Here is a 22406-nt window from a genome sequence, read left to right as displayed (position 1 = left end):
TATGAACAAGACCGGACTTCTTTTAGGCGCCCTGATGCTCAGCGCTTGCAGCGCAATGGCCCAGGCCGAGCAAGACAGCCTGCGCATTGGTATCGAGGCCGCCTACCCGCCTTTCTCCTACCGCACGCCGCAAGGTGAGCTGGCAGGCTTTGACTACGACATCGGCAACGCCCTGTGCGCGCAGATGCAGGTCAAGTGCCAGTGGGTGATCCAGGAGTTCGACGGCATGATTCCGTCGCTTAAGGTGCGCAAGATCGACGCGGTGCTGTCGTCGATGTCGATCACTGAGGACAGGCTGAAGTCGGTCGACTTCAGCGACAAGTACTACCACACCCCCGGCAAGTTCGCGATGAAGGCCGGCAGCCAGCTCAATGACCCAGTCACCGACCTCAAGGGCAAGCGGGTCGGCGTACAGCGCGCCTCGACCTACGACCGCTTCGCTACCGAAAAACTGGAAAGTGCCGGCGTCGAAGTGGTGCGCTACGCCTCGCAGAACGAAGCCTTTCTTGACCTTGCCGCCGGGCGCCTGGACGCGACCCTGGCCGACATCGTCAACACCACCGAAAGCTTCATCAAGACCCCGTCCGGACAAGGCTTTGCCCTGGCCGGCCCGGATATCAGCGACCCACAGTACTTCGGCCGCGGCGCCGGGATCGCCGTGCGCAAGGGCGACAGTGCCAACCTGGCCAGGCTCAACGCCGCCATCGCCGCGATCCGCGCCAACGGCACCTACCAGCAGGTGCAAAGCAAGTACTTCCCGTTCGATATCTACGGCCAGTAAGCCTGGCTGGCGAGGACTTTCATCATGCTTCATGGCTACGGATCGAGCATTCTCGATGGCGCCTGGCTGACCATCAACCTGGCTTTGCTGGCCATGGCCCTGGCCATCAGCCTGGGCCTGATCGGCGCCGCCTGCCGGTTGTCGCCACTCACCTGGCTGGCACGCCTGGGCGAGCTGTACACCACGGTGGTGCGTGGCATTCCCGACCTGGTGCTGATCCTGCTGATCTTTTATGGCGGCCAGGACCTGGTCAATCGCCTGGCGCTGGCCCTGGGTTACCAGCAGTACATCGACATCAACCCGTTCATTGCCGGGGTCTGCACCATGGGCTTCATCTTCGGCGCCTACCTGTCAGAGACCTTCCGTGGCGCCTTCCTGGCCATTCCCAAGGGCCAGGCTGAAGCCGGCATGGCCTACGGCATGAGCGCCCTGCAAGTGTTCTGGCGGATCAGCGTGCCGCAGATGGTGCGCCTGGCACTGCCGGGCTTCACCAACAACTGGCTGGTGCTGACCAAGTCCACCGCGCTGATCTCGGTCATCGGCCTGCAAGACATGATGTTCAAGGCCAAGAACGCGGCCGATGCCACCCATCAGCCGTTCACCTTCTTTCTTGCCGTGGCCGGCCTGTACCTGCTGCTGACCAGCCTGTCGCTGCTGCTGTTGCGCGGTGTCGAGAAACGCTACTCGGTCGGCTGCAAAGCCGCCGAACTGTGAAAGGAGTTGCCTGATGCTCGACTATCAATTGATCTGGCAGAACCTGCCGCTGTACCTCAACGGCATCTTGCTGACCTTGAAAGTGCTGTTGATCTCCCTGGCCTGTGGCCTGGCGCTGGCGATTCCGTTGGCACTGATGCGGGTCGCGCGCAGTTGCCTGCTGCGCTACCCGGCCTGGCTCTACACCTATGTGATTCGCGGCACGCCGATGCTGGTGCAGCTGTTCCTGATCTATTACGGCCTGGCCCAGTTCGAAGCTGTGCGCCAGAGCGTGCTGTGGCCCTACCTGTCCAGCGCGACCTTCTGTACCTGCCTGGCTTTTGCCATCAATACCAGCGCCTACAGCGCCGAGTTGCTGGCCGGCAGCCTGCGGGCCACCGCCCGTGGCGAGGTCGAGGCGGCGCGGGCCATGGGCATGTCGCGCCTGACGCTGTACCGGCGCATCCTCCTGCCTTCGGCCCTGCGCCGGGCCCTGCCGCAATACAGCAATGAAGTGCTGATGATGCTGCAGACCACAAGCCTGGCCTCGATCGTCACCCTGGTGGATATCACTGGCGCGGCAAAAACCTTCAATGCCCGTTACTACCTGCCCTTCGAGGCCTTCATTACCGCCGGGCTGATCTACCTGGCCCTGACCTTCATGCTGGTGCGCCTGTTCAAGCTGGCCGAGCGCCGCTGGCTGGCCTACCTCGCCCCGCGCAAGCACTAAGGAGCTTTCATGCAGCAAATTGACCATGTTCTGCCCTGGAGTGCCTGTGGCACCCAGCGCACCCTGCGTCTGTTCCGCTTCGGCAAAGGTGCGCGCAAGGCCTATATCCAGGCTTCGCTGCACGCCGATGAACTGCCCGGCATGCGGGTGGCGATCGAACTCAAACGACGCCTGGGCGAACTCGAAGCCCAGGGCCGTCTCAACGGTGTGATCGAGTTGGTGCCGCTGGCAAACCCGATCGGCATCGGCCAGATGTTCCAGGCCACCCACCAGGGCCGCTTCGAGTTCAACAGCGGCAAGAACTTCAACCGCGACTTTCCGCCTTTGACCGAAGCACTGGTCGCACGCCTGGAGGGACGCCTGGGCAGTGATGGCGCCGCCAACGTGGCAACGATTCGCCAGGCCATGGCCGCCACCCTCGCCGAGCTGCCCGCAGCGCGCAGCGAGCTCGACGGCCTGCGCCGCCTGTTACTGCAAAGTGCCTGCGACGCCGACCTGGTGCTGGACCTGCACTGTGATTTCGAGTCGGTGATGCTCCTCTACGCCCTGCCGCAGAACTGGCCAAGCCTGCGCTCGCTGGCAGCGCGCCTGGGCGCCGAAGCCGTGCTGCTGGCCGAAGACGCCGGCGGTGACGCCTTCGACGAAGCCTGCGCGGTGCCCTGGCTGCGCCTGCGCGAGTACTTCCCCGAGGCCGACATTCCCCTGGCCTGCGTGGCCACCACGATCGAGCTGCGCGGCATGGCCGACACCGAGCGTGAACCCTGCCAGGCCAGCGCCGAGCAGATTCTCGGCTACCTCGCCGAGCAGGGCCTGATCAGCGGCGACTGGCCGCCAGCGCCCGAGCAGTGCTGTGCGGCCACGCCCTTTGCCGGCGCCCAGTACGCCTATGCCGAACACCCGGGGGTGGTCAGTTATCTGCAGCCACTGGGTGCGCGGGTGACGGTTGGTGACCCGCTGTTCGAGGTCATCGACCCGCTGACCGATCGCCACAGCGTGGTCAGGGCCAACACCGACGGCATCCTCTATGCCCGTGAGCGCCTGCGCTTTGCCCAACCCGGCCTGTGGCTGGCCAAGGTCGCCGGCAATACGCCGATCCGCCAGGGCCGCCTGCTCACCGACTGACACCAGCGAGTACTCACTGATGAACAAACTGCAAATCAACGACCTGCATAAAAGCTACGGCAACCATCAGGTGCTCAAAGGTGTCTCGCTGCAGGCCCAGGCCGGTGATGTGATCAGCATCATCGGCTCCAGCGGCTCGGGCAAGAGCACGTTCTTGCGCTGCATCAACCTGCTCGAACAACCCAACGCCGGTAAGATCCTGGTCAACGGCGAACAGCTCAAGCTGCGCAATTGCCCCCGCGGCGGGCTCCGGGCCGCCGACCCGCGTCAGTTGCAACGCCTGCGCGCACGGCTGAGCATGGTCTTTCAGCACTTCAACCTGTGGTCGCACATGAGCGCCCTGGACAACGTCATGGAGGCCCCGGTGCAGGTGCTGGGCATTAACCGCAAAGAGGCCCGCGACAAGGCCGAGCACTACCTGAACAAGGTCGGCGTCAGCCATCGCCGCGATGCCTACCCTGCACACATGTCCGGTGGCGAGCAGCAGCGGGTGGCCATCGCCCGCGCCCTGGCCATGGAACCGGAAGTGATGCTGTTCGACGAACCGACCTCGGCGCTCGACCCCGAGCTGGTCGGCGAAGTACTCAAGGTCATGCAGGACCTGGCCAGTGAAGGCCGGACCATGGTGGTGGTGACCCATGAAATGGGCTTTGCCCGGGAAGTGTCCAACCAGTTGCTGTTCCTGCACCAGGGCATTGCCGAAGAACGCGGCCACCCGCGCGAAGTGCTGGCCCGGCCACAGTCCGAGCGCCTGCGCCAGTTTCTCGCCGGTAGCCTCAAGTAAGCCTGCGCCTTGCCTGGGCTGCGCGCCGGGGCAAGGCATGGGATACACTGCGAGCCATCTTTCAGGGAGCCTTGCAACGGATGTCGAGCACGCCGAAGAACACCACCGTCTATGCCTCGCCGGTCATGCGCAAGCTGTCGCAAAGCCTCGCCGAACTGCAACCGTCGTTGCGCAAGGTGGCCGATTACATTCTGCGTCACCCGCTCAAGGCGGCTACCCTGACCATCGAGGAAATGGCCCAGGCCACCGCCACCTCGCCCGCTGCGGTCAACCGCCTGGCCAAGGCTCTGGACCTGGGCGGCTACAGCGGTATGAAGGCGGAGCTGGTGAGCACCCTGCAACAAATGGTCTCGCCGGTGGACAAGCTGCGCAATGAACTGGCCCAGCGCCCCGGCGGCGAATTCGGCCTGCACGAGCAGATCCACAGCGCCAGCAGCAACCTGGAAACCACCCGCAGCATCAACCAGAGCGAAACCTTCGAGGCGTTCATCGGCAGCCTGAGCCAGGCCCGCAAGGTCTATGTGCTGGGCTTTGGCAACAGCGTCTACCTGGCCGGGCTGGCGGCCTCGACCCTGGTGCCGTTCTGCGCCGACACCTGCGCCATCAGCATGGAAGGTGGTAACGAAAACGCCGCCTACCGCCTGGCAGCGATCACCGACCAGGACGTGCTGCTGGCCATCTCGCTGCCGCGCTACTCCCAGGACACCCTGCAACTGGCGCGTTTTGCCCACGAGCGCGGCGCCACGGTACTGGCGATTACCGACTCGCCGGCCTCGCCACTGACGCCCATTGCGCGCCACACGTTATTCGCCGCAGCCGACCACCCGGTGCTGACCAGCTCCAGCATTGCCGTGCTGGCACTGATCGAAGGCCTGGTGGCCGGCGTCATGGCGCGCAACAAGGAGGCCGTGAAGCTGGCCACCGAACTGACCGAGAGCGTGATGTCCTACCTGCATGTGCCGGGCGGCAAAATCCCGCGCAAGTGAGGCGGCAAAAACGCGGCAGGTGGATTAGGCTGTGTACGCGCCTTCGCGCGATCACCTTTCCAGGAGCTGAACGACAATGGATTGTTTTTCACCCAGCGATAAGCTGTTCATGCATCAGGCCTTGAGCGAAGGCCGCCGCGCCCTGCCCGCCTGCCTGCCGAATCCGCCGGTGGGCTGTGTGCTGGTGCGCAATGGCCAGATCATCGCGCGCGGCTTTACCCAGGCCCCGGGGCAACCGCATGCCGAAGCCATGGCCATGACCCGCTTCGTCGGCGATGCCGACGGCGTCACTGCCTATGTGACACTCGAGCCCTGCTCCTTTCATGGCCGTACCCCCTCCTGCGCCAATGCCTTGATCGAACGCGGCATCCAGCGCGTGTTCGTGGCCATGCTCGACCCTGACCCACGCAATGCCGGAGCGGGCATCAGGCGACTCGAAGAGGCCGGTGTCGAGGTGCATCTGGGCCTGTTGCAAGCACAAGCCGCAGGCGACCTGGGCCGCTACCTGAACCAGAGCGCTGGTGCTGAATCGTTAACGCCCGGTCTTGGCGCCTAGCACTATGGTCGAGCCCTTGCGCCGTAACATTTAGTACAAACCCCGGTCACGATTGTTTATGCTGGCGGGCTTATGCCATGGCGCATCGCCACATTCACAAGTATTCGCCCATGAAAATCTTCCTCGTTCTACTGTTCGTTTTCTCGGTTGCCTACGTCCATTTCCGTGGCCGGGTGCGGCACAAAGTCACCCGCCAGCTGGGTGATCACTCAAGCTTCCTGGCCCCGGTCAACGTGTTCCTGTACCTGTTTTCCAAGCTGCCGGCCAAGCCTTACCTGCCCGTCGAGTCCTTCCCCGAGCTCAAGCCGTTGCAGGACAACTGGCAGGAAATCCGCGCCGAGGCCCAGCAGTTGCTGCACGTCGGCGAGATCAAGAGTTCCAAGAACTACGACGACGTCGGTTTCAACTCATTCTTCAAGAGCGGCTGGAAACGCTTCTACCTCAAGTGGTACGGCGAAAGTCACCCCTCGGCCATGAAGCTGTGCCCGCGCACCACCGAACTGCTGCAAGGCATCGGCACGGTCAAGGCGGCGATGTTCGCCACCCTGCCGCCAGGCTCCAAGCTGGTTCGCCACCGCGATCCCTACGCCGGTTCCTACCGCTACCACCTGGGCCTGGACACGCCCAACGATGATGGCTGCTACATCTGCGTCGATGGTGAAAACTATGCCTGGCGCGATGGCGAGGGGGTGATTTTCGATGAGACCTACATCCACTACGCCGCGAACCAGACCGAGCACAACCGCATCATCCTCTTCTGTGATGTCGAGCGCCCGCTCAAGTACCGCTGGGCCACAGCGTTCAACCGCTGGTTCAGCAAGAATGTCATGGCGGCAGCAGCAGCGCCCAATGATGCCGGCGACAAGACTGGCGGTATCAACCGCCTGTTCACCCGCATCTACAAGATCCGTGAGCGCGGCAAGGCACTGAAGAAGCGCAACCGTACCCGTTACTACCTGGAGAAGTGGGCGGTGGTGGCGGCGCTTGTGCTGGTGTTTGTTTACATCTGATCTGCCCTGCGATATGACCAACGGCATCCCACCTTCGGAAAAACTGGCTTCACTGTCTTAGTTGCCAACCACACCAAGGTGAAGACAATGAGCATGATGGACTGGGATGCCTACCGTAAGCAGTTGATGGCCGGCATCGGCGATCTCAAGCAACTCTCTCCCGACACCGTGAACGGCTACATGACCGCCAGCGGCGCCGGGGCCAAGACCAACCACCTGGACGCCAAGACCCGCGAGCTGATTTCCCTGGCCGTGGCCGTCACCACCCGCTGTGACGGCTGCATCGCCGTGCACTCGGCCCAGGCGGTCAAGCACGGCGCCAGCCGCGAGGAAATCGCCGAAGCCCTGGGCGTGGCGGTGGCGATGAACGCCGGGGCGGCGCTGGTGTATTCAGCACGGGCCATGGACGCTGTGGGCAAGACCAGCCAGTAACGCCATCATCAAGACAACTGTGCGCCCTGCCCCGGCGCACAGTCGATCAGTCGCTTAGTTGACCCGGACCAATTGCGCACGTTGCGCGACTGGCACAGCATCGAGCATGACGATGTTCAGATCGCCCTGGGCTCGACCCGCAGTCAAAGGGCTGCCCATGTCGGCTGAAACACCTTCGGGCAACTTGTACATCGCGCCAGTGAGTGGGTCGACGATCAGCATGCCGACCAGACCGCCAATCAGGATATTGCCCCAGTACCAACCACTCAGACCGCTATCGAGGGTCACCGACTTCTCAGTGTAGCCATCCTTCCTGAACTGCAGGGTATAGGTCTGCCCCTTGAAGTAACCGCGCCCGGACTTGAGGGTCACAGTACTTGGCGTACTCCCGGAGTGAACCAGCTTGCCATCCTTGTCGAGGATGTCGAATGAAACGCCAGGCGGGACACTCGACACCGCCACCGGATAACGGCTGTCGCCTACAATGCTTGCACAACCGGACAACACCGTAGCCGCTGTCAGAGCAGCTACACCCATGCATTTGCGAATACTCATCTGCAGATTTCCAATCCGGATTTGCCTTCATTGGCCTGACTGCTCGGTGCAGTCGGGCGAATTGTAATCATTGCGATGTCATTAAGCCATCATCGAGTACCACATAAACAGTTGCACGCAAACGCCAACACTTTCAGACTCGCCGCTCACGCTGCAAGGAACCCCCATGATCCACATCCGCCCCATGACCGCCGCTGACTTCGCGCTTTTCTGGCCAACCTTCCAGGCCATTGTCAGTGCCCGCGAAACCTATGCCTTCGACCCGGCCATGAGCCAGGAACAGGCCCGCCAGTTGTGGCTGGAAACGCCACTGCGCACCCTGGTGGCTGAAGAAGGCGGTGTGCTGCTGGGCTCCTACTTTCTCAAGGCCAATGCCGCCGGCCCCGGCAGCCATGTGAGCAATTGCGGCTACATGGTCTGCGATGCCGCCCGTGGCCGTGGTGTGGCCCGATTGATGTGCGAACACTCCCAAGGCCTGGCGCGCGAGCTGGGCTTTAGCGCCATGCAGTTCAACTCGGTGGTGTCGAGCAACGAGGTGGCGGTGGCCTTGTGGCAGAAGCTGGGTTTCGCCATTGTCGGGCGCTTGCCCAACGCTTATCGCCACGCACGCCTGGGGCTGGTGGACAGCCTGGTGATGTACAAGTGGCTGGAAGAACCCAAACAGCCGATGCTGATCGGGCGCAAGAATATCGAGGCGGTGGTGTCGCGCAAACGCGGACGTTGAGCTCAACCTTGTGGGAGCGGGCTTGCCCCGCGATATTCAAAGGCCTATCAACAACTGGAAACTGATCTGGGCAAATGCGCAAGCCGTTGACTGCAAAGGTTTTCGGTGTTCAGATGCGCGCCAGTTTCAGGTGTCCTGCGCCGCCGTGCGCAGGGTGAAACGGGAAGCCGGTGCGTCATCTCCATGACCAGTCCGGCGCTGCCCCCGCAACGGTAAGCGAGCGAAGCCTTCGAAACACCACTGTGCCTTGGCATGGGAAGGTGAAGGCCTTCATGACCCTCGCAAGCCCGGAGACCGGCCTGAAGCCTTTGTTTGGCAACCCCGCGGTGGGCGGGCGCAGGCCGGTTGGCGTTCGCCTGCGCGCGCCATGCCTCCATGCGTTGTTCCCTCCGGGATTCATTCTTCCTGTTGATTGTGGAACGACATGTCCCGTAACTCCAAGCTTCACACCCTGGCGGCCAATGCCCTGGCCCCCTGCCTGGCCTTCGCCTTGCCGGCTTTCGCCGATGACAGCCAACCCTCTGCCCTGGCCCTGCCCTCCACGGCCATCACCAGCAGCAGCGACAACGAAACCGTCAGCCTGGCCACCCCGCTACCCGCTGGCTCGCGCCTGAACCTCAGCGCCATGGACACCCCGGCCAGTACCAGCAGCCTCACCGGCGAGGCCATCGAAGGGCGCAACAACCTCACCGTGCAGGACGCCGTGACCCGCTCGCCGGGCATCACCTCGGTGGCCACCCCGGGCAACGGCAACACCGCCTTGTCGGCTCGCGGCTTCAGCGGCCACGGCTCGGTGATGACCCTGTTCGACGGCTCGCGGATGTACACCGGCGCCGGTACCCAGAGCTTCCCGGTCGACCCGTGGATGGTCGAGCGCATCGATGTGATCCGTGGCCCGGCCTCGGTACTGTATGGCGAAGGCGCCACCGGTGCGGTGATCAACGTGATCCCGAAAAAACCGTTTGCCGGCGAGATCCGCAACCACCTGCGCCTGGGCTACGGTTCCTACGATCGTCAGCAACTGGGCCTGGACAGCGGTGGTTCGCTGAGCGAGCAGTTGAGCTACCGGGTGACCCTCAACCGCCAGGAAGGCAACGGCTGGATCGACCGTGGCGATTCGAAGAACCTGGCCATGAGCGCAGCCCTGCGCTTTGACCCCAGCGACGACCTGAGTTTTACCCTCGCCCACGAGCGCGGTGACGCCGACCCGATGAACTACTTCGGCACGCCGCTGATCGACGGCCATTACCGCGACAGCCTGCGCAAGAAAAACTACAACCTCAAGGACTCGGCCCAGCACTACCACGATGAGTGGACCCGCTTTAACACTGACTGGGTGATCAGCGACGCGATCAGCGCCAGCAACCAGCTGTACTACCTCAAGAGCCGCCGCCATTGGCGCAACGCCGAGGACTACACCTGGAACAGCGGCGTTAGCCAACTGGAGCGCGGCAGCTACCTGGAGATCAAGCACGACCAGGAACAGGTCGGCGACCGCCAGAGCTTCACCTTCGACCATTCGCTGTTGGGCCTGGCCAGCAAGACCGTGGTCGGCGCCGAGTACAACCGCATCCGCTTCGGCATCGACAGCAACTCGCCGTACAACGACATCGGCGGCGATTTCATCGACCCGTGGAACCCGGCGCCCGGCTACTTCCACAGTAAAGACCCGACCCGCCCGCAATCCGACAGCACCACCCGCACCTTTGCCCTGTTCGCCGAGAACCGCACCCAGCTGTCGGAGCGTTGGTCGCTGGTGACCGGCATTCGCCGCGACCAGAACCATATCGACCGCACCAACCTGGTCAACGACAGCCGTAGCGACCGCAGCCTGAGCGGCGGCAACTGGCGCGCCGGGCTGGTGTTCGCGGTCAACGACGAACTGAGCCTGTACGGCCAGTACTCCACCAGCGAGGATGGCGTCAGCGACCTGGCCACCCTGAGCCCGAGCCAGCAGCAGTTCGACCTGACCGAAGCCAAGCAGACCGAATTTGGCCTCAAGCAGCTGTTCTGGGATGGCCGTGGCGAGTGGACCCTGGCGGCCTACCATATCGTCAAGAAGAAGCTGCTGGTCGACAACCCGACCACTCACCAGAAAGAACAGGCCGGTCAGCAGACCTCCGATGGCCTGGAAGCGACCCTGGAACTGGCCCTGGCCAACCAGTGGCAGGTCTCGGCCAACGCCTCGGTGGTCCGCGCCAAGTACGACGACTTTGACCAGACCGTGGGTGGGCAGACCGTTTCGCGTGCCGGCAATCGCCCCAGCAACGTGCCACGGCGTACCGCCAACCTGTGGGTCAGCAAAGGCTTTAGCCACAACGTCGATGCCGGCGTGGGCCTGCGCTATGTCGATGAGCGCTATGCCAACACCGCCAACTCCCAGAGCGTGCCGGGCTTTACCGTGGTCGATGCCAACCTGGGCTGGCAGGTACTGCCGGATGTGCGCCTGGGCCTGCAGTTGAACAACCTGCTGGACCGCCGTTATACGGCCACCGCGCACAGTGGCGAGCAGTGGCTGATGGGTGAGCCACGGTCGTATTTTGCGACAGTGGATTACACATTCTGAGGTGAACCGGGGCTGCGTTGCAGCCCATCGCCGGCAGCGCCGGCTTCCACGGTAGCGAGTCAGCCTATTGACTCTTGATAGGCGTGCTTATCCAGTTGAGGTGGCGACGCTGCCGGCCCCTTCCGCCCTTACGGCGGCTCACTTTTGTCTTGGCAAAAGTGAGCAAAACCGCTCGCTCAATCATCCGGCCCTGCGCTGCGCTCCGGGTTCCCTCCTTACGCACCGACTCCGGGGGCCGCACCGAAGGGACATCCATGTCCCTCGGCGCTTTACGGCCCATCCATGGGCCTGCACCCCCTCCATCGGTGCTCCACTCGGCCTACTGACATCGCGAAAAATCAAAAGCCAGATCAACAGCACAATTCGCTTCGCTCTTGCTGGCTGAGGTCGCACACCACATTTGTGTTCACACCGCGCTGTTGATCTTGATCTTGATCTTGATCTTGATCTTGATCTGCAGCGACTTCAGTAGGCCGAGTGGAGCACCGATGGAGGGGGTGGAGGGCCATGGATGGCCCGCAAAGCGCCAACGGGCAGGAAGCCCGTGTGGCGCGGCCCCTGGAGTCGGTGCGTAAGGAGGGAACCCGAAGCGCAGCGCAGGGCCGGATGCAGGAGCAGGCGGTTTTGGTTCCTTTTGCCAAGACAAAAGGGACCCGCCGTAAGGGCGGAAGGGGCCGGCAGCCTCACCACATCAACTGGATCAGCACACATGCGCAGACCAACCCTGAGCCCTTTTCATAGATCAGGATTAGAGATGTGTAGATACCGATGCTCATCGCGGGGCAAGCCCGCTCCCACAATGTGGACTGCCCGCGATGGGCCGAAACACAGCCCCAAATCTCAAGTAGACAGCTTATGTATACTGGCAGGCTCGCATAAAGCGACAAGGTTAAGCCCACTGATCTGCTGTCGGGAGCGCCAAGGATGCTGCCAGGTTCCACCTCCCCTTCTACCCCGCTCGCCCGCCTGCGCGGCAAGGTCGGTCTGTACTTTGTCGCCGCCCTGTCGGTGCTGGCCGGCATGACCGATGCCATCGGCTTCATGGCCACCGGCGATTTCGTCTCGTTCATGAGCGGCAATACCACGCGCCTGGCGGTATCGCTCGGCGCAGGCGAACTTGCGCCGATTCTGCGCATTGCCGCCGTGCTGCTGGCCTTTGTCGTCGGCAATGCCCTGGGGGTGGTGATCGCCCGCCTCAGCGGCCGCCGGCCGTGCCCGTTATTGCTGATCATCGCCGCGCTGCTGGCGCTGGCGGCGTTGCTGCCCGGCGCCGCGCAACTGCCGGCACTGGTGGCGGCGGTGACCGCCATGGGCATGATCAACGCCGTGGTCGAAGAAGTGAACGGCCTGCCGATCGGCCTGACCTACGTCACCGGCGCGCTCTCGCGCTTCGGCCGTGGCCTGGGCCGGGCGCTGCTGGGTGAGCGCCGTCAGGGCTGGCGGGTGCAGTTGATTCCCTGGACCGGGATGTTTGTCGGCGCCGTGCTCGGGGTGCTGCTGGAGCAGGCATTCGAGCTTGCCGCCCTGCTGTTCAGCGCCCTGCTGGCTGCCGCGCTGGGCTTGATCTCGCTGAAGATCCCACGGCGCTGGCAGCTCAGGTACATGCCCCGCTAGAACGAGCTACAGGCAGGTCGCCAATGCAGCGATGCGACGACGGGATAGGTCGTCGTGGGACGTGGCATAGTAGCTGACGATGGTGCGACCAGTATCGCCACGTATATCGGCAAAGAATTCGGCCTCGCGGGTGTACACGGTGAAACCGCCTTGCTTGCCAGGCTCCAGGTAACCGCTGGCATCAACCCCAAACACCGCTTCGTCCTGCCAACCGAACTGGATGCACTGGGCAACCACATCCGCCACCTTGCTCGAATTGAACTGCATGGCCGGCGCCTGGCTGCGTGCCGCCTCCATGGCCGAAGACGCACAACCGGCCAATACTGTTGCCGCAACCACCAGCAAAACTGCGCGCATGACACACCCTCGTCAAAAAAACGCGACTGTATCACCCAGCCGCCATCCGCGTCGTGCTTTGCCGCGCCAGGCATGCGACCATCGCCCACCCCGTCAGGATCAGCACCGTCCCCATGCACGTCTCCCGCACCACCTTGATCATTCGCCGCATCGGCGCCTGGCTGCTCGATACCCTGCTCGCCCTCGGCGCCTGGTTCGCCCTGGCCCTGCTGGGCCTTGGCCACGGCGAAGGCGGCATGCTGCTGATGCAACTGCTGTACTTCCCGGTCTTTGAATACCTGATGCGCGGGCAAACCCCGGGCAAGCTGCTGTTGGGGCTGACGGTGATCAACCGCGCCGGCCAGCCGCCGAGCCTGTTGCAGGCACTGCTGCGCGGCATCACCCGGCCGATCGAGGCAGCCTTTGGCCTGATCGTGGTCTGGCTGTGCGCCGAGTCGCGCTATTGCCAACGGCCCGGCGACAAGCTGGCGCGCACCTGGGTCATCGATACGCGCGACCTCAAGGCACTGCGCCAGCAATTGAGCCAGGAGTGAACTACAACGGTTCGTCGGCCTCTGCCGCTTCAACTGCGCGCTTGTTGGCAAATCCGATGGCAAGGCCGATCACGCCGGCCGCATACAGCCCGGCCAGGCACAGAAACACCGACAGTTCCAAATCGAAAATCGCCTGCGTAATACCCGCCATCGCCAACAGCAGCAGGCTGCCAAACACGTTGGTATCGGGGTTCTGGTGATTGAGCAGAAAGGTACCCAACATCGACAGGGACACCAGGCCCAGGCAGATGATGATGTAGGTGAAGGCCGTGTAATCCCAGAACAGGAAGACATTGACCTTGATGGTGTAATAGATGATGTAGCCGATCAGCGTGATGCAGCCGATCACACCCAATGCCAGGGCGGTACCCTTCCAATTGCTGGTGTTCTGGTCCAAACCTGTCTTCCCTGAATGATAAAAAACGCAGGCAACTCTACCACCAATCCGCCGCAATGCCCCGCGCGCTGCAGCACATCAACAAACACGCGCTGAATTTCTGCCAGACTTGCAGCCTTCAGGTATCAGGATGACTGCATGAATCACGATCTGCTCTGGGTGCTCGGCTTGCTGTTCACCGCCGTGGCCCTGTTCATCGCCAACCGGCCACGCATGGACGTGGTCGCCCTGTTGGTGATTGTCGCTTTGCCGCTGCTGGGCATCATCAGCGTGCAGGAAGCCCTGGCCGGTTTCAGCGACCCCAACGTGGTGCTGATTGCCGCCCTGTTCGTGATCGGCGAAGGCCTGGTGCGTACCGGCATTGCCTACCGCATCGGCGAGTGGATGGCCGAGCGCGCCGGCAACAGCGAAGCTCGGCTGATCGTGTTGCTGATGGTCTGCGTAGCCGGGCTGGGCTCAGTGATGAGCTCCACCGGGGTGGTGGCGATTTTCATCCCGGTGGTGTTGAGCATTGCCGCGCGCATGCGCATCTCGCCCAGCCGCCTGATGATGCCGCTGGCCTTCGCCGGGCTGATCAGCGGCATGCTCAGCCTGGTGGCGACCCCGCCCAACGTGGTGGTGCACAGTGAATTGGTGCGCCACGGCGCAAGCGGCTTCAGTTTTTTCAGTTTTACCCCGTTCGGCCTGGTGGTGCTGCTGCTCGGAGTTGGCTACATGCTGCTGACCCGCCACTGGCTGGGCGGCGAAGTGCGCAAGGACGGCAGCGCACAAACCCGCCGCACCCTGCTCGACCTGATCATCGACTACAAGCTCGCCGGCCGCGAACGACGCCTGCGCGTGCGCCCCGGTTCACCGCTGATCGGCCACAGCCTCAGCGAGTTGAAACTGCGCACCGAACACGGCGCCAGCGTGGTCGGCATCGAGCGCCAGCACAAGTTCACCACCCGCGTGCTCAGCCCCGATTCGAGCACCACGGTGCATGAAGGCGACGTACTGCTACTGGACCTGTTCGCGCCCAAGGACGACCTGCGCAGCCTGTGCCAGAACATGCAACTGGAACCGCTGCACTTCAAGGCCGCCTATTTCATCGACCAGTCCCAGGAAGTGGGCATGGCCGAAGTGGCGGTGCCGCCCGGCTCATTACTGATCGGCAAGAGCCTGCTGGAACTGACCTTCCGCAGCCGCTGGGGGCTCAACGTGGTCGGCCTGCGCCGCGACCAGAACGCCATCGACGAGCAACTGGTAGAAGAAAAACTCAAGCTGGGCGATACCCTGCTGGTGATCGGCACCTGGAAAGCCATTCGCCAGTTGCAGACCCAGCCTCGGGACTTCCTGGTGCTAAGCCTGCCGGCAGAAATCGATAACGTTGCCCCCGCCGGCAACCGCGCACCCTATGCGCTGATCAGCCTGGCGGTGATGGTCGCGCTGATGGTCAGCGGCGTAGTGCCCAACGTGATTGCCGCCTTGATCGGCTGCCTGCTGATGGGCGCCGGGCGCTGCATCGACATGAACAGCGCCTACCGCGCCATTCACTGGCAGAGCCTGGTGCTGATTGTCGGCATGCTGCCCTTTGCCCTGGCCCTGCAGAAAACCGGCGGCATCGCCCTGGCCGTGCACGGCCTGGTGCAGATGCTCGGCAGCGCCGGCCCCTATGTGATTCTTGCCAGCCTGTTCACCATTACCGCGATCATCGGCCTGTTCATCTCCAACACCGCCACTGCAGTGCTGATGGCGCCCGTGGCGATCAGCACCGCCGAGCAACTGGGAGCCTCGCCCTACCCCTTCGCGATGATCGTCGCCCTGGCGGCGTCGGCGGCGTTCATGACCCCGGTGTCATCGCCGGTCAACACCCTGGTGCTCGGCCCCGGCCAGTACCGCTTCGCCGATTTCGTCAAGATCGGCGTGCCCTTCACGGTGCTGGTGATGGTGGTCAGCGTGATCATGGTGCCGTGGATTTTTGCCCTGTGACGGCGGCCTGCTTTTGCTGCTTGAGGGTTTCGGCCGCCTGACGCCAGTCCCGTGCCCAGCCATCAAGCACCACCTTGAGGTTATCGGCGGTCATCACCTGATCGTCGTTCTCCAGCGGCAGGCCGGTGCCTTTGCGCACCACTTCGGCGACCACCGTACGGCTGCCGCCATCGAGGAAGGCCGCCTCGGTGGCGATCACGCTGTCCAGGTCGCGGATGCCCACGGCGCTGCTGACCCCAGCCGCCACCAAGGTCACCGGCAGGTATTCATAGAAGTGCAATGCCTGGGTATAGGCGCCCACCGAAGTGATCGCCGGGCGGATGATCAAGGTGTGCGGGCCGGGTTCCTCGACCAGATTCAGAACCTTGCCCAGCTCGCGCTTGAGCGCTGCGTCGTAGTAACCGGTGACCGCCGTCAGGGTGCTCGCCGGGATCCGCTTGCTGGCTTCAGGCCGTGGGTAGAACTGGCTGGGGGCGATGTACACCTGGCTGTAGCGTTCCATGCGCAAGCTCGGGCTGACCCAGCGCAACACCGAATCCCCGGAGGCGGTTTTGTGTTCGCTCAACTGGTCATAGTTGCGCAGAAAGCCCGAGTACTCCTTGGGGCTGACCTTGTTCTGGCTGCAACCTGCCAGCAACAGCGAAACACTCAACAGCGGTACGATCAATTGCTTGCGCATGCTCAGCCTCCAAAGCCGTCGTTGGCCGGGTTCGGCGTGGTGGTGGAACGGTCGACGTGCAGCTCACCCTGGCTCATGATCCAGTGCACCAGTTCAGCCAGGGGGATCTTGTAGCTGTACTCCATCCACTGGTTGCTGGTCGGGCTGTAGCGCTCAAAATAATGGCTGAGGACCATGTGCCTGCCATCGCTGGACAAGCCCAGCCGCGAGTCCTGATAACTGAGCAGCGCATTGCGCCAGAGCTCCTGGGTGCGCAGGTCGAGGGTCAGTGACTGGCTGCTGTCGAAGCTGTCGATCGGGTGTGTAGCCGGCATGGAGAACTCCCTGGTTTGAACTGGCCACAGAGTGCGCTCCGGCTTTTGCTGGCAGATGTCCCGTTTGTGTCAGGCCGGCAGGATTATTGCGAGATTGAAATATATGACCGCCAGCGCAGAATGGTTTTAGATATGCACTTTTCACGCCCATGGACCACAACGTGAGCAGACTGCTGATTGTCGATGACGACATGGAAATTTGCGCCCTGCTGAAGAAGTTCTTTCTTCGTCACGGCTACGACGTCGACCTGGCCGGCAATGGCGATGCCATGTGGGTCGCCATTGAACTCAACCGCCCGGACATCATCATCCTCGACCTGATGCTGCCCGGCGAAGGCGGTCTGAGCCTGTGCCAGAAGCTACGGGCCAACACCGGCATCCCGATCGTCATGCTTACCGCCATGGATGAGCTGAGCGATCGCATCGTCGGCCTGGAGCTGGGCGCCGACGACTACCTGGGCAAACCCTTCGATGCCCGCGAGCTGCTGGCGCGCCTGCGGGCGGTGCAACGCCGGGCCGGGGAACAACTACGGCCGGCCAGCGAAGAAAGCCGGCCGGTGATCCACTTCGACAACTGGCAACTGGACGTGACCCGGCGCGAACTGCGCACGCCCGAAGGGGTGATGGTGCCGTTGTCGGCCGGCGAGTTCGACCTGCTGCTGGTGTTCCTTGAGCATCCGCAGCGCATCCTCACCCGCGAACAGTTGATCGACCTCGCCCGCGGCCAGGGCCACGAAGCCTTCGACCGCAGCATCGATGTGCAGGTCAGCCGCCTGCGACGCAAGATCGAGCCTGACAGCAAGCGCCCGGAGCTGATCCGCACGGTGCGCAACGGCGGTTACCTGTTCAGTGCCAAGGTCAGCCGCTCATGATCCGCCTCGACCTGCGCCGCGACAGCATCAGCCGGCGCATCGCCCTGACCATCATTGTCGCGATGCTGACCTCGGTGGCGCTCAACGTATTGTTCGTGCAACTGGCCGGGGTGTGGGCGCGCCCGCCGCTGGGCCAGACCGGCCTGCTGGAACAGATCGCCATCACCACCCGCACCCTCGAAGCCGCACCGCCCGAGCTGCGCCCGACGCTGGCCGCGGCGGCCAGTAACCCGCAGCTGCAGGTGCAGTGGAGCCGCCAGCGCGCCGACCTGCAACTGCCCGGCCCCGGTGCGCGCATTACCCTGGAGCAAGCCCCGCCCCTGCAGCGCCTGCTGGCCGACAGCCCGCGCCATCTTGAAGGCTTCCAGCCCAGCGACTGGCCGGCAGACAGTCCCGATGCCCATTACAAACTGGTCATGCAGATCAACGACGGCAGCTGGCTGGCCTTCACTCCGCCCTACCGCAGCTGGGGGCTGAGTTCGGCTCTGCGCTTTACCATCATCGGTGTGCTGGCGTTGGTTGCCGCATTGCTGGTGGCCTGGGTCGGCACCCGTCAGCTGGCCGGCCCGCTGCAGCGTTTTGCCCGTGCGGCGCGGCGCTTTGGCAGTGATTTTCGCGCGCCGCCCATTGGCCTTGAAGGCCCGCACGAATGGCGCCAGGCGATCACCGCCTTCAACACCATGCAGGCGCAAATCCAGCACTTCGTGGCCGAACGCACACAGATGCTCGCGGCCATTTCCCATGACCTGCGCGCGCCCCTGACGCGCATGCGCCTGCGCGGCGAGTTCATCGACGACCCGGAACAACAGCGCAAGCTGTTTCGTGACGTCGATGAAATGCAGAGCATGATCAACGCGGCGCTGGGGTTCTTCCGTGACGAGACCCGGCTGGAAGAAACTACCCCCTTCGACCTCGCCGAACTGCTGCAGACTCTGATCGACGACTACCGCGACCAGCAGATCAATGTGGCATTCACCGGGCCTGCCAACCTGGTGTTCAACGGGCGGCCCCTGGGTTTGAAGCGCGCTGTGACCAACCTGCTGGAAAATGCCCTGAAGTACGCCTGCGAACCCCAGGTGCAGTTGAGCAGCAGTGCCCATGGCATCGTGATCGAAATCAGCGACCGCGGCCCGGGTATCCCCGAAGCCTCGCTGGAACAGGTGTTCATGCCGTTCTTTCGCCTGGAGTCCTCGCGCAACCGCGACACCGGAGGCGTTGGCCTGGGATTGTCGTCGGCACGTTCGGCGGTGCGTGAGCAAGGCGGCGAGTTGCTGCTGAGCAACCGCCAGGGTGGCGGCCTGCGGGCACGTATCGAGTTGCCACGATGAGCAAATGGCGGCCACGGCGGCCCGAGCTGCGCGACCTGGGCCTGGCCCTGTACCTGTTGAGCCTGGTGCTCCCGGCGGTACACAACGACGATCACAACTGGCTGCTCGAGGTGTACAGCCAAAGCACCAACTCCGGCTTCATGGCCTTGATCCTGGGCTTGCCGGCAGTGCTTTACGGCTACCCCGCCTGGCTGGCCAACCCCTTGTTCCTGGCCGCCTATCGCAGCCGCAGCGCCAAGCGGCGCCTGATCTACGCCCTGCTCGCCTTGCTCGCGGGGCTGTCGGTGCAGTGGCAACTGGTGACCTGGCAGGATGAGGACGGCCGGTTTGTCGTCACCGGTTATACCTGGGGGTATTACCTGTGGTTGTTGTCGTTTGCCTGGGTGGCTGGGTGCGGCGTCAGGCGCATGATGAATCCGCTCTCACCGCACCTCAGCGTTGCAGCGAGTCCAGGGTCAGGCCTGCCAGGTACACCACCTTCGGGTCCGGATCATTGAGGCTCGCGCGCAACGCGATCAGCGCCGGTGCCAGTTTGCGTTTGCCCAGGCGACGGTTATCCAGCACACAGGCAGCATGGCGGCGAATGGCGACATGCTCGGACGCCAGGCCGCGCACCACTTCCTCGATATCGCCATTGCTGATGGTGCAGTAGCTGGAGCCTGGTTTGAGCGTCTGCTCTGCATCCGCTGCGCACTGCGGATAGCGCTGCAGCAGGGTCTCGAGGGGCCGGTAATCCACGACCAGCCCCTGCGCGCCCTGATCGCGAAAAGCCCTGAGATTGGCGCAGCAGCCGGCCACCGCGAAGGTCGCCAACTGCGGGTCAGCCGCCTGCGCCAGCAGCCAGTCAACATCGCCGAGGTAGCCCAACGCGCTGGCACTCCAGTTGCGCGTGCTGGGTTCTTTGCCACCCACCACTTGCCCACGCAGCGCCGCTATTGCCGCCGTGTCGGCCACCCCGGCCAGGCCTAGAATCATCGCCGCCCGCCATCGGTCCGGGCCCTTCTGCAGCCTGTGCAGCAACGCCGCCGTTGCGCTGGCGCCACGAGCAATCAGCCAGCGGCTTGCCTCCTCAGCATCAATTGCCTGAGGACGCGAAAGGCAACTGAGGTAGTAGCTCACCTGCTGGTCTTCTGCGAGCGCGGCAACGCGTCGGCGCTCCTGTTCGGTGACATCCTGCTCGGGAAAATGCTGCAGAAACTGTCGTGGCGAAAGGCTTTTGGCCGCAAGCTCCGGGCCGCCATACTCATCATGGAAAAACACAATGAAGTCCTTCGCCACTCGTGGATCTTTAGCGTAGATACGGTTCAGGGCCTTGGCGGCGCGCGCTACGGTCCTCAAAAAGCGCAGCTCGGCAGCTTGCCAGGCATCAGGCCCGGCGCGATTGGCATGGGTCTGCAGCGGCTCATCCAGCGCACTCAGCCCTGCGTTGGCGTAATCGTCCGGTTGCCAGTCCCAGCGCCAGTCCGCCGGGTTCCAGCGCACGCCCCAGAAACCTTCCTGCTTGCGCCGAGGATGATCCTCATCCAGCGCCACCAGGCTGTTGGCCGCAAATGACGGCAAGTCGATGACCCGCTCCTCTTCACGGTAGCTGGCATGAAAAGCGGCGGCGTAAAGGGGGGCGACACCTTCGGCAAGCAGCGCTTCAAGCGTTGCCCGGGCCGAGTCGACCAGGCTGTTTTCCAACGCTTTCCAGTCCATATTTCAACCCCCTTCCCTGCCAGTAAAAACAAAAGCCCGACCGAGGCCAGGCTTAAAGGCGGCCAACTTGGCTTAGACATCGACGTCTGTCAACTTCGCGCAAGGCCTTAACGACGGCTTAACCCACTGGGGGCTATCCTGAACGCCTCCCTTCAGAACGTTTGGCCCACCTCGGTGGGCCTTTTTTGTTGCTGCAAAATACGGCGCCCATGAGGAAACAAAATCCTGCAAACACAGTCTGAGTTTGTACCTTCCCTACCGCCCTGCGGATCAAGGACCTCAGTGCTGAAACAGCTGACGCAAATCGCCGTGATCACCAGCGTACTGGCCGCCTCCGGCTGCTACTACCACGATTACGATCGCGACGATTACCGCCGTGGCGACCGTGACCATCGTTACTCCCGCGACTGGGATGACCGCGACGACCACGACTATCGCCGCTACGACAAGCGCTATCGCGATGACGACCGCTACCGCAACTACGACCATGACCGCCGTCGCGACCGTGACGACGATGATGATGACGATTGATCGGCCCTGCTGTGCCTTTAACTCGTGGGTGGTGCCGCCGGCGGCGCCCTGGGCAACAACCTTGCCGACGATGACCGAAATAGCTCCAGTGGGCATAAGCACAAGCGTAAGCATAAGCACCGTTAAGCGCCTGCCCTGCACTACAGAGGGACAGTCACAACGTCATCGCGGGGCAAGCCCGCTCCCACAGCCTCACTCCGTCAGCAAGAGCGAAGCGAATTGTGCTGTTGATCTTGATCTACCCGGCCCCGTTAACCAGAAGCGACACCGCAGCGAGGGAACCCGAAGCGCAGCGTAGGGCCCCTGGTGGGGCAAGAATTTTTGCTTACTTTTTTTTCGATTGAAAAAAGTAAGACGCCGTAAGGGCGCAAGGCACCATCAGCGCCCCCCCGGCAAATGGATACGCTCACCCAAAGCAGCGCCACCCCGCCAACTTCCCCCTACCCCAACAAAGCCCGAGGCCACCCCACAATCTGCTTGGCCCGCGGCTGCGCATAGGTTCGCACCTTGGACGTAGTCAACTTCAAGCGCACCAGCGATTCCGCCAACGCCACCGCCGCCGTCACCCCATCCACCACCGGCACCCCGGTGCGCGCCTGGATCTGCTCCTCCAGCCCGACCATGCCACCACAGCCCAGGCAAATCACCTCGGCCTTGTCCAACTGCACCGCCTTCTCAGCCTCCCCCACCACCGACTCGATGGCCCGCTGCGGGTCTTCTTCCAGCTCCAGCACCGCCAGCCCACTGGCACGCACCGAAGCGCAGCGGCTGTCCAGCCCGGCCAGTTTCAGGCGGTCCTCGATCAGCGGCACCGTGCGGTCCAGCGTGGTGACCACCGAATAGCGATGGCCCAGCAACATGGCCACGCTGGCCGCCGCCTCGGTGATATCCACCACCGGCACGTTGAGCAGCTCCTGCAAGCCTTCACGGCCATGCTCGCCGTACCCGGCCTGGATCACCGCATCGAACGGCTGGTCATAGCTGAGCACCCGCTCCATCACCGCCACCGCCGCCAGGTAACTCTCGAAGTTGCCCTCCACCGACTCTGCACCAAATCGCGGGGTCAGGCCGACGATCTCGGTACCGGGCGAGGCCACGCTGCGGGCCTGGCGAGCGATGGCGTCGGTGATCGACACGGTAGTGTTGACGTTTACGACCAGTATTCTCATTGCAGTA

General features: G+C 63.3%; 25 protein-coding genes, 1 pseudogene and 1 riboswitch. Of the genes and pseudogenes, 19 read left to right on the top strand and 7 right to left on the bottom strand.

What is annotated here, in order from left to right; translation table 11 throughout:
- Position 1: 1 nt before the first annotated feature.
- From EXN22_RS11655 to EXN22_RS11615, 9 genes are all read left to right on the top strand, one after another.
- On the top strand, positions 2–781 hold the full coding sequence (locus EXN22_RS11655) for an ABC transporter substrate-binding protein (protein WP_130264184.1): 780 nt from the start codon (positions 2–4) through the stop codon (positions 779–781).
- A 24-nt stretch (positions 782–805) separates the two neighbouring features.
- On the top strand, positions 806–1495 hold the full coding sequence (locus EXN22_RS11650; protein ID WP_130264183.1) for an ABC transporter permease: 690 nt from the start codon (positions 806–808) through the stop codon (positions 1493–1495).
- Between the two features lie 13 nt (positions 1496–1508).
- Complete coding sequence (locus EXN22_RS11645; RefSeq protein WP_407691950.1) at positions 1509–2204, top strand: ABC transporter permease; 696 nt, start codon at positions 1509–1511, stop codon at positions 2202–2204.
- Between the two features lie 9 nt (positions 2205–2213).
- The gene (locus tag EXN22_RS11640) at positions 2214–3326 is read left to right on the top strand and encodes a succinylglutamate desuccinylase/aspartoacylase family protein (protein ID WP_130264182.1); all 1113 of its coding nucleotides are present in this window, start codon (positions 2214–2216) and stop codon (positions 3324–3326) included.
- A gap of 19 nt (positions 3327–3345) precedes the next feature.
- Positions 3346–4110: an ABC transporter ATP-binding protein gene (locus EXN22_RS11635; RefSeq protein WP_130264181.1), complete on the top strand. Its 765-nt coding sequence runs from the start codon at positions 3346–3348 to the stop codon at positions 4108–4110.
- Positions 4111–4190: 80 nt separating this feature from the next.
- Positions 4191–5096 carry a MurR/RpiR family transcriptional regulator gene (locus EXN22_RS11630; RefSeq protein WP_130264180.1) on the top strand — a complete coding sequence of 302 codons (906 nt, stop codon included), beginning with the start codon at positions 4191–4193 and terminating at the stop codon, positions 5094–5096.
- Between the two features lie 76 nt (positions 5097–5172).
- Positions 5173–5652: a bifunctional diaminohydroxyphosphoribosylaminopyrimidine deaminase/5-amino-6-(5-phosphoribosylamino)uracil reductase RibD gene (ribD, locus tag EXN22_RS11625; protein WP_130264179.1), complete on the top strand. Its 480-nt coding sequence runs from the start codon at positions 5173–5175 to the stop codon at positions 5650–5652.
- Between the two features lie 110 nt (positions 5653–5762).
- Positions 5763–6662, top strand: a complete 900-nt coding sequence (gene lpxO / locus EXN22_RS11620) for a lipid A hydroxylase LpxO (RefSeq protein ID WP_130264178.1) — start codon at positions 5763–5765, stop codon at positions 6660–6662.
- An 87-nt stretch (positions 6663–6749) separates the two neighbouring features.
- Positions 6750–7094 carry a carboxymuconolactone decarboxylase family protein gene (locus EXN22_RS11615; protein ID WP_130264177.1) on the top strand — a complete coding sequence of 115 codons (345 nt, stop codon included), beginning with the start codon at positions 6750–6752 and terminating at the stop codon, positions 7092–7094.
- Between the two features lie 54 nt (positions 7095–7148).
- Here the strand turns inward: EXN22_RS11615 and EXN22_RS11610 are convergent, their stop codons facing one another.
- Complete coding sequence (locus EXN22_RS11610) at positions 7149–7649, bottom strand: hypothetical protein (RefSeq protein WP_130264176.1); 501 nt, start codon at positions 7647–7649, stop codon at positions 7149–7151.
- Positions 7650–7815: 166 nt separating this feature from the next.
- Here EXN22_RS11610 and EXN22_RS11605 point away from each other — a divergent pair, with 166 nt between their 5' ends.
- The 3 genes from EXN22_RS11605 to EXN22_RS11595 all read left to right on the top strand — a co-directional run bounded on the left by EXN22_RS11605 (position 7816) and on the right by EXN22_RS11595 (position 12553).
- Complete coding sequence (locus EXN22_RS11605) at positions 7816–8373, top strand: GNAT family N-acetyltransferase (protein ID WP_130264175.1); 558 nt, start codon at positions 7816–7818, stop codon at positions 8371–8373.
- Between the two features lie 111 nt (positions 8374–8484).
- A riboswitch (cobalamin riboswitch) is annotated at positions 8485–8690 on the top strand.
- Between the two features lie 107 nt (positions 8691–8797).
- On the top strand, positions 8798–10939 hold the full coding sequence (locus EXN22_RS11600) for a TonB-dependent receptor (protein WP_130264174.1): 2142 nt from the start codon (positions 8798–8800) through the stop codon (positions 10937–10939).
- A gap of 924 nt (positions 10940–11863) precedes the next feature.
- On the top strand, positions 11864–12553 hold the full coding sequence (locus EXN22_RS11595) for a YoaK family protein (protein WP_130264173.1): 690 nt from the start codon (positions 11864–11866) through the stop codon (positions 12551–12553).
- 6 nt (positions 12554–12559) lie between these two features.
- Here the strand turns inward: EXN22_RS11595 and EXN22_RS11590 are convergent, their stop codons facing one another.
- Entirely contained in the window at positions 12560–12910 is a 351-nt protein-coding gene (locus EXN22_RS11590) for a hypothetical protein (protein WP_130264172.1), read from the bottom strand.
- A 113-nt stretch (positions 12911–13023) separates the two neighbouring features.
- Between EXN22_RS11590 and EXN22_RS11585 the strand changes: the two genes are divergently transcribed.
- Positions 13024–13443: an RDD family protein gene (locus tag EXN22_RS11585; RefSeq protein WP_130264171.1), complete on the top strand. Its 420-nt coding sequence runs from the start codon at positions 13024–13026 to the stop codon at positions 13441–13443.
- A gap of 1 nt (position 13444) precedes the next feature.
- On the opposite strand, the gene EXN22_RS11580 is transcribed toward EXN22_RS11585, so the two are convergent.
- Positions 13445–13840, bottom strand: a complete 396-nt coding sequence (locus tag EXN22_RS11580) for a hypothetical protein (protein WP_130264170.1) — start codon at positions 13838–13840, stop codon at positions 13445–13447.
- 138 nt (positions 13841–13978) lie between these two features.
- On the opposite strand from EXN22_RS11580, the gene EXN22_RS11575 reads away from it, so the two are divergent.
- Positions 13979–15808, top strand: coding sequence for an SLC13 family permease (locus tag EXN22_RS11575; protein WP_130264169.1), 1830 nt, complete (start codon positions 13979–13981; stop codon positions 15806–15808).
- On the opposite strand, the gene EXN22_RS11570 is transcribed toward EXN22_RS11575, so the two are convergent.
- A complete protein-coding gene (locus tag EXN22_RS11570) occupies positions 15780–16487 on the bottom strand; it encodes a DUF3313 domain-containing protein (RefSeq protein WP_130264168.1) in 708 nt (235 codons plus the stop codon). The two genes, EXN22_RS11575 and EXN22_RS11570, sit on opposite strands and share 29 nt — an antisense overlap.
- A 2-nt stretch (positions 16488–16489) precedes the next feature.
- Positions 16490–16801 (bottom strand): hypothetical protein, encoded by a 312-nt coding sequence (locus EXN22_RS11565; RefSeq protein ID WP_130264167.1) that lies wholly within the window; start codon positions 16799–16801, stop codon positions 16490–16492.
- 149 nt (positions 16802–16950) lie between these two features.
- Here EXN22_RS11565 and EXN22_RS11560 point away from each other — a divergent pair, with 149 nt between their 5' ends.
- The 3 genes from EXN22_RS11560 to EXN22_RS11550 are packed head-to-tail and all read left to right on the top strand — an operon-like array spanning position 16951 to position 19498.
- Positions 16951–17673, top strand: a complete 723-nt coding sequence (locus tag EXN22_RS11560) for a response regulator (RefSeq protein WP_130264166.1) — start codon at positions 16951–16953, stop codon at positions 17671–17673.
- Positions 17670–19001: a sensor histidine kinase gene (locus tag EXN22_RS11555; RefSeq protein WP_130264165.1), complete on the top strand. Its 1332-nt coding sequence runs from the start codon at positions 17670–17672 to the stop codon at positions 18999–19001. Before EXN22_RS11560 ends, EXN22_RS11555 begins: the two co-directional genes overlap by 4 nt.
- Complete coding sequence (locus EXN22_RS11550) at positions 18998–19498, top strand: hypothetical protein (protein WP_130264164.1); 501 nt, start codon at positions 18998–19000, stop codon at positions 19496–19498. The genes EXN22_RS11555 and EXN22_RS11550 overlap by 4 nt, the downstream gene beginning before the upstream one ends.
- On the opposite strand, the gene EXN22_RS11545 is transcribed toward EXN22_RS11550, so the two are convergent.
- Positions 19434–20699 carry a DUF4303 domain-containing protein gene (locus EXN22_RS11545; protein WP_130264163.1) on the bottom strand — a complete coding sequence of 422 codons (1266 nt, stop codon included), beginning with the start codon at positions 20697–20699 and terminating at the stop codon, positions 19434–19436. The two genes, EXN22_RS11550 and EXN22_RS11545, sit on opposite strands and share 65 nt — an antisense overlap.
- A 282-nt stretch (positions 20700–20981) precedes the next feature.
- Here EXN22_RS11545 and EXN22_RS11540 point away from each other — a divergent pair, with 282 nt between their 5' ends.
- Together EXN22_RS11540 and EXN22_RS26335 are read left to right on the top strand one after the other, a co-directional pair.
- Entirely contained in the window at positions 20982–21230 is a 249-nt protein-coding gene (locus EXN22_RS11540) for a hypothetical protein (RefSeq protein ID WP_177414012.1), read from the top strand.
- Positions 21231–21254: 24 nt separating this feature from the next.
- Positions 21255–21356, top strand: a pseudogene (locus EXN22_RS26335) (bacteriocin); the annotation flags it as partial.
- Between the two features lie 314 nt (positions 21357–21670).
- Here the strand turns inward: EXN22_RS26335 and EXN22_RS11535 are convergent.
- Positions 21671–22399, bottom strand: a complete 729-nt coding sequence (locus EXN22_RS11535) for an aspartate/glutamate racemase family protein (protein ID WP_130264162.1) — start codon at positions 22397–22399, stop codon at positions 21671–21673.
- Between the last annotated feature and the right edge of the window lie 7 nt (positions 22400–22406).

This window comes from Pseudomonas tructae (assembly GCF_004214895.1).
Taxonomy (GTDB): domain Bacteria; phylum Pseudomonadota; class Gammaproteobacteria; order Pseudomonadales; family Pseudomonadaceae; genus Aquipseudomonas; species Aquipseudomonas tructae.
The sequence above is the reverse complement of the archived record's forward strand: the minus strand, read 5'-3'. Positions and strand labels throughout refer to the sequence as shown.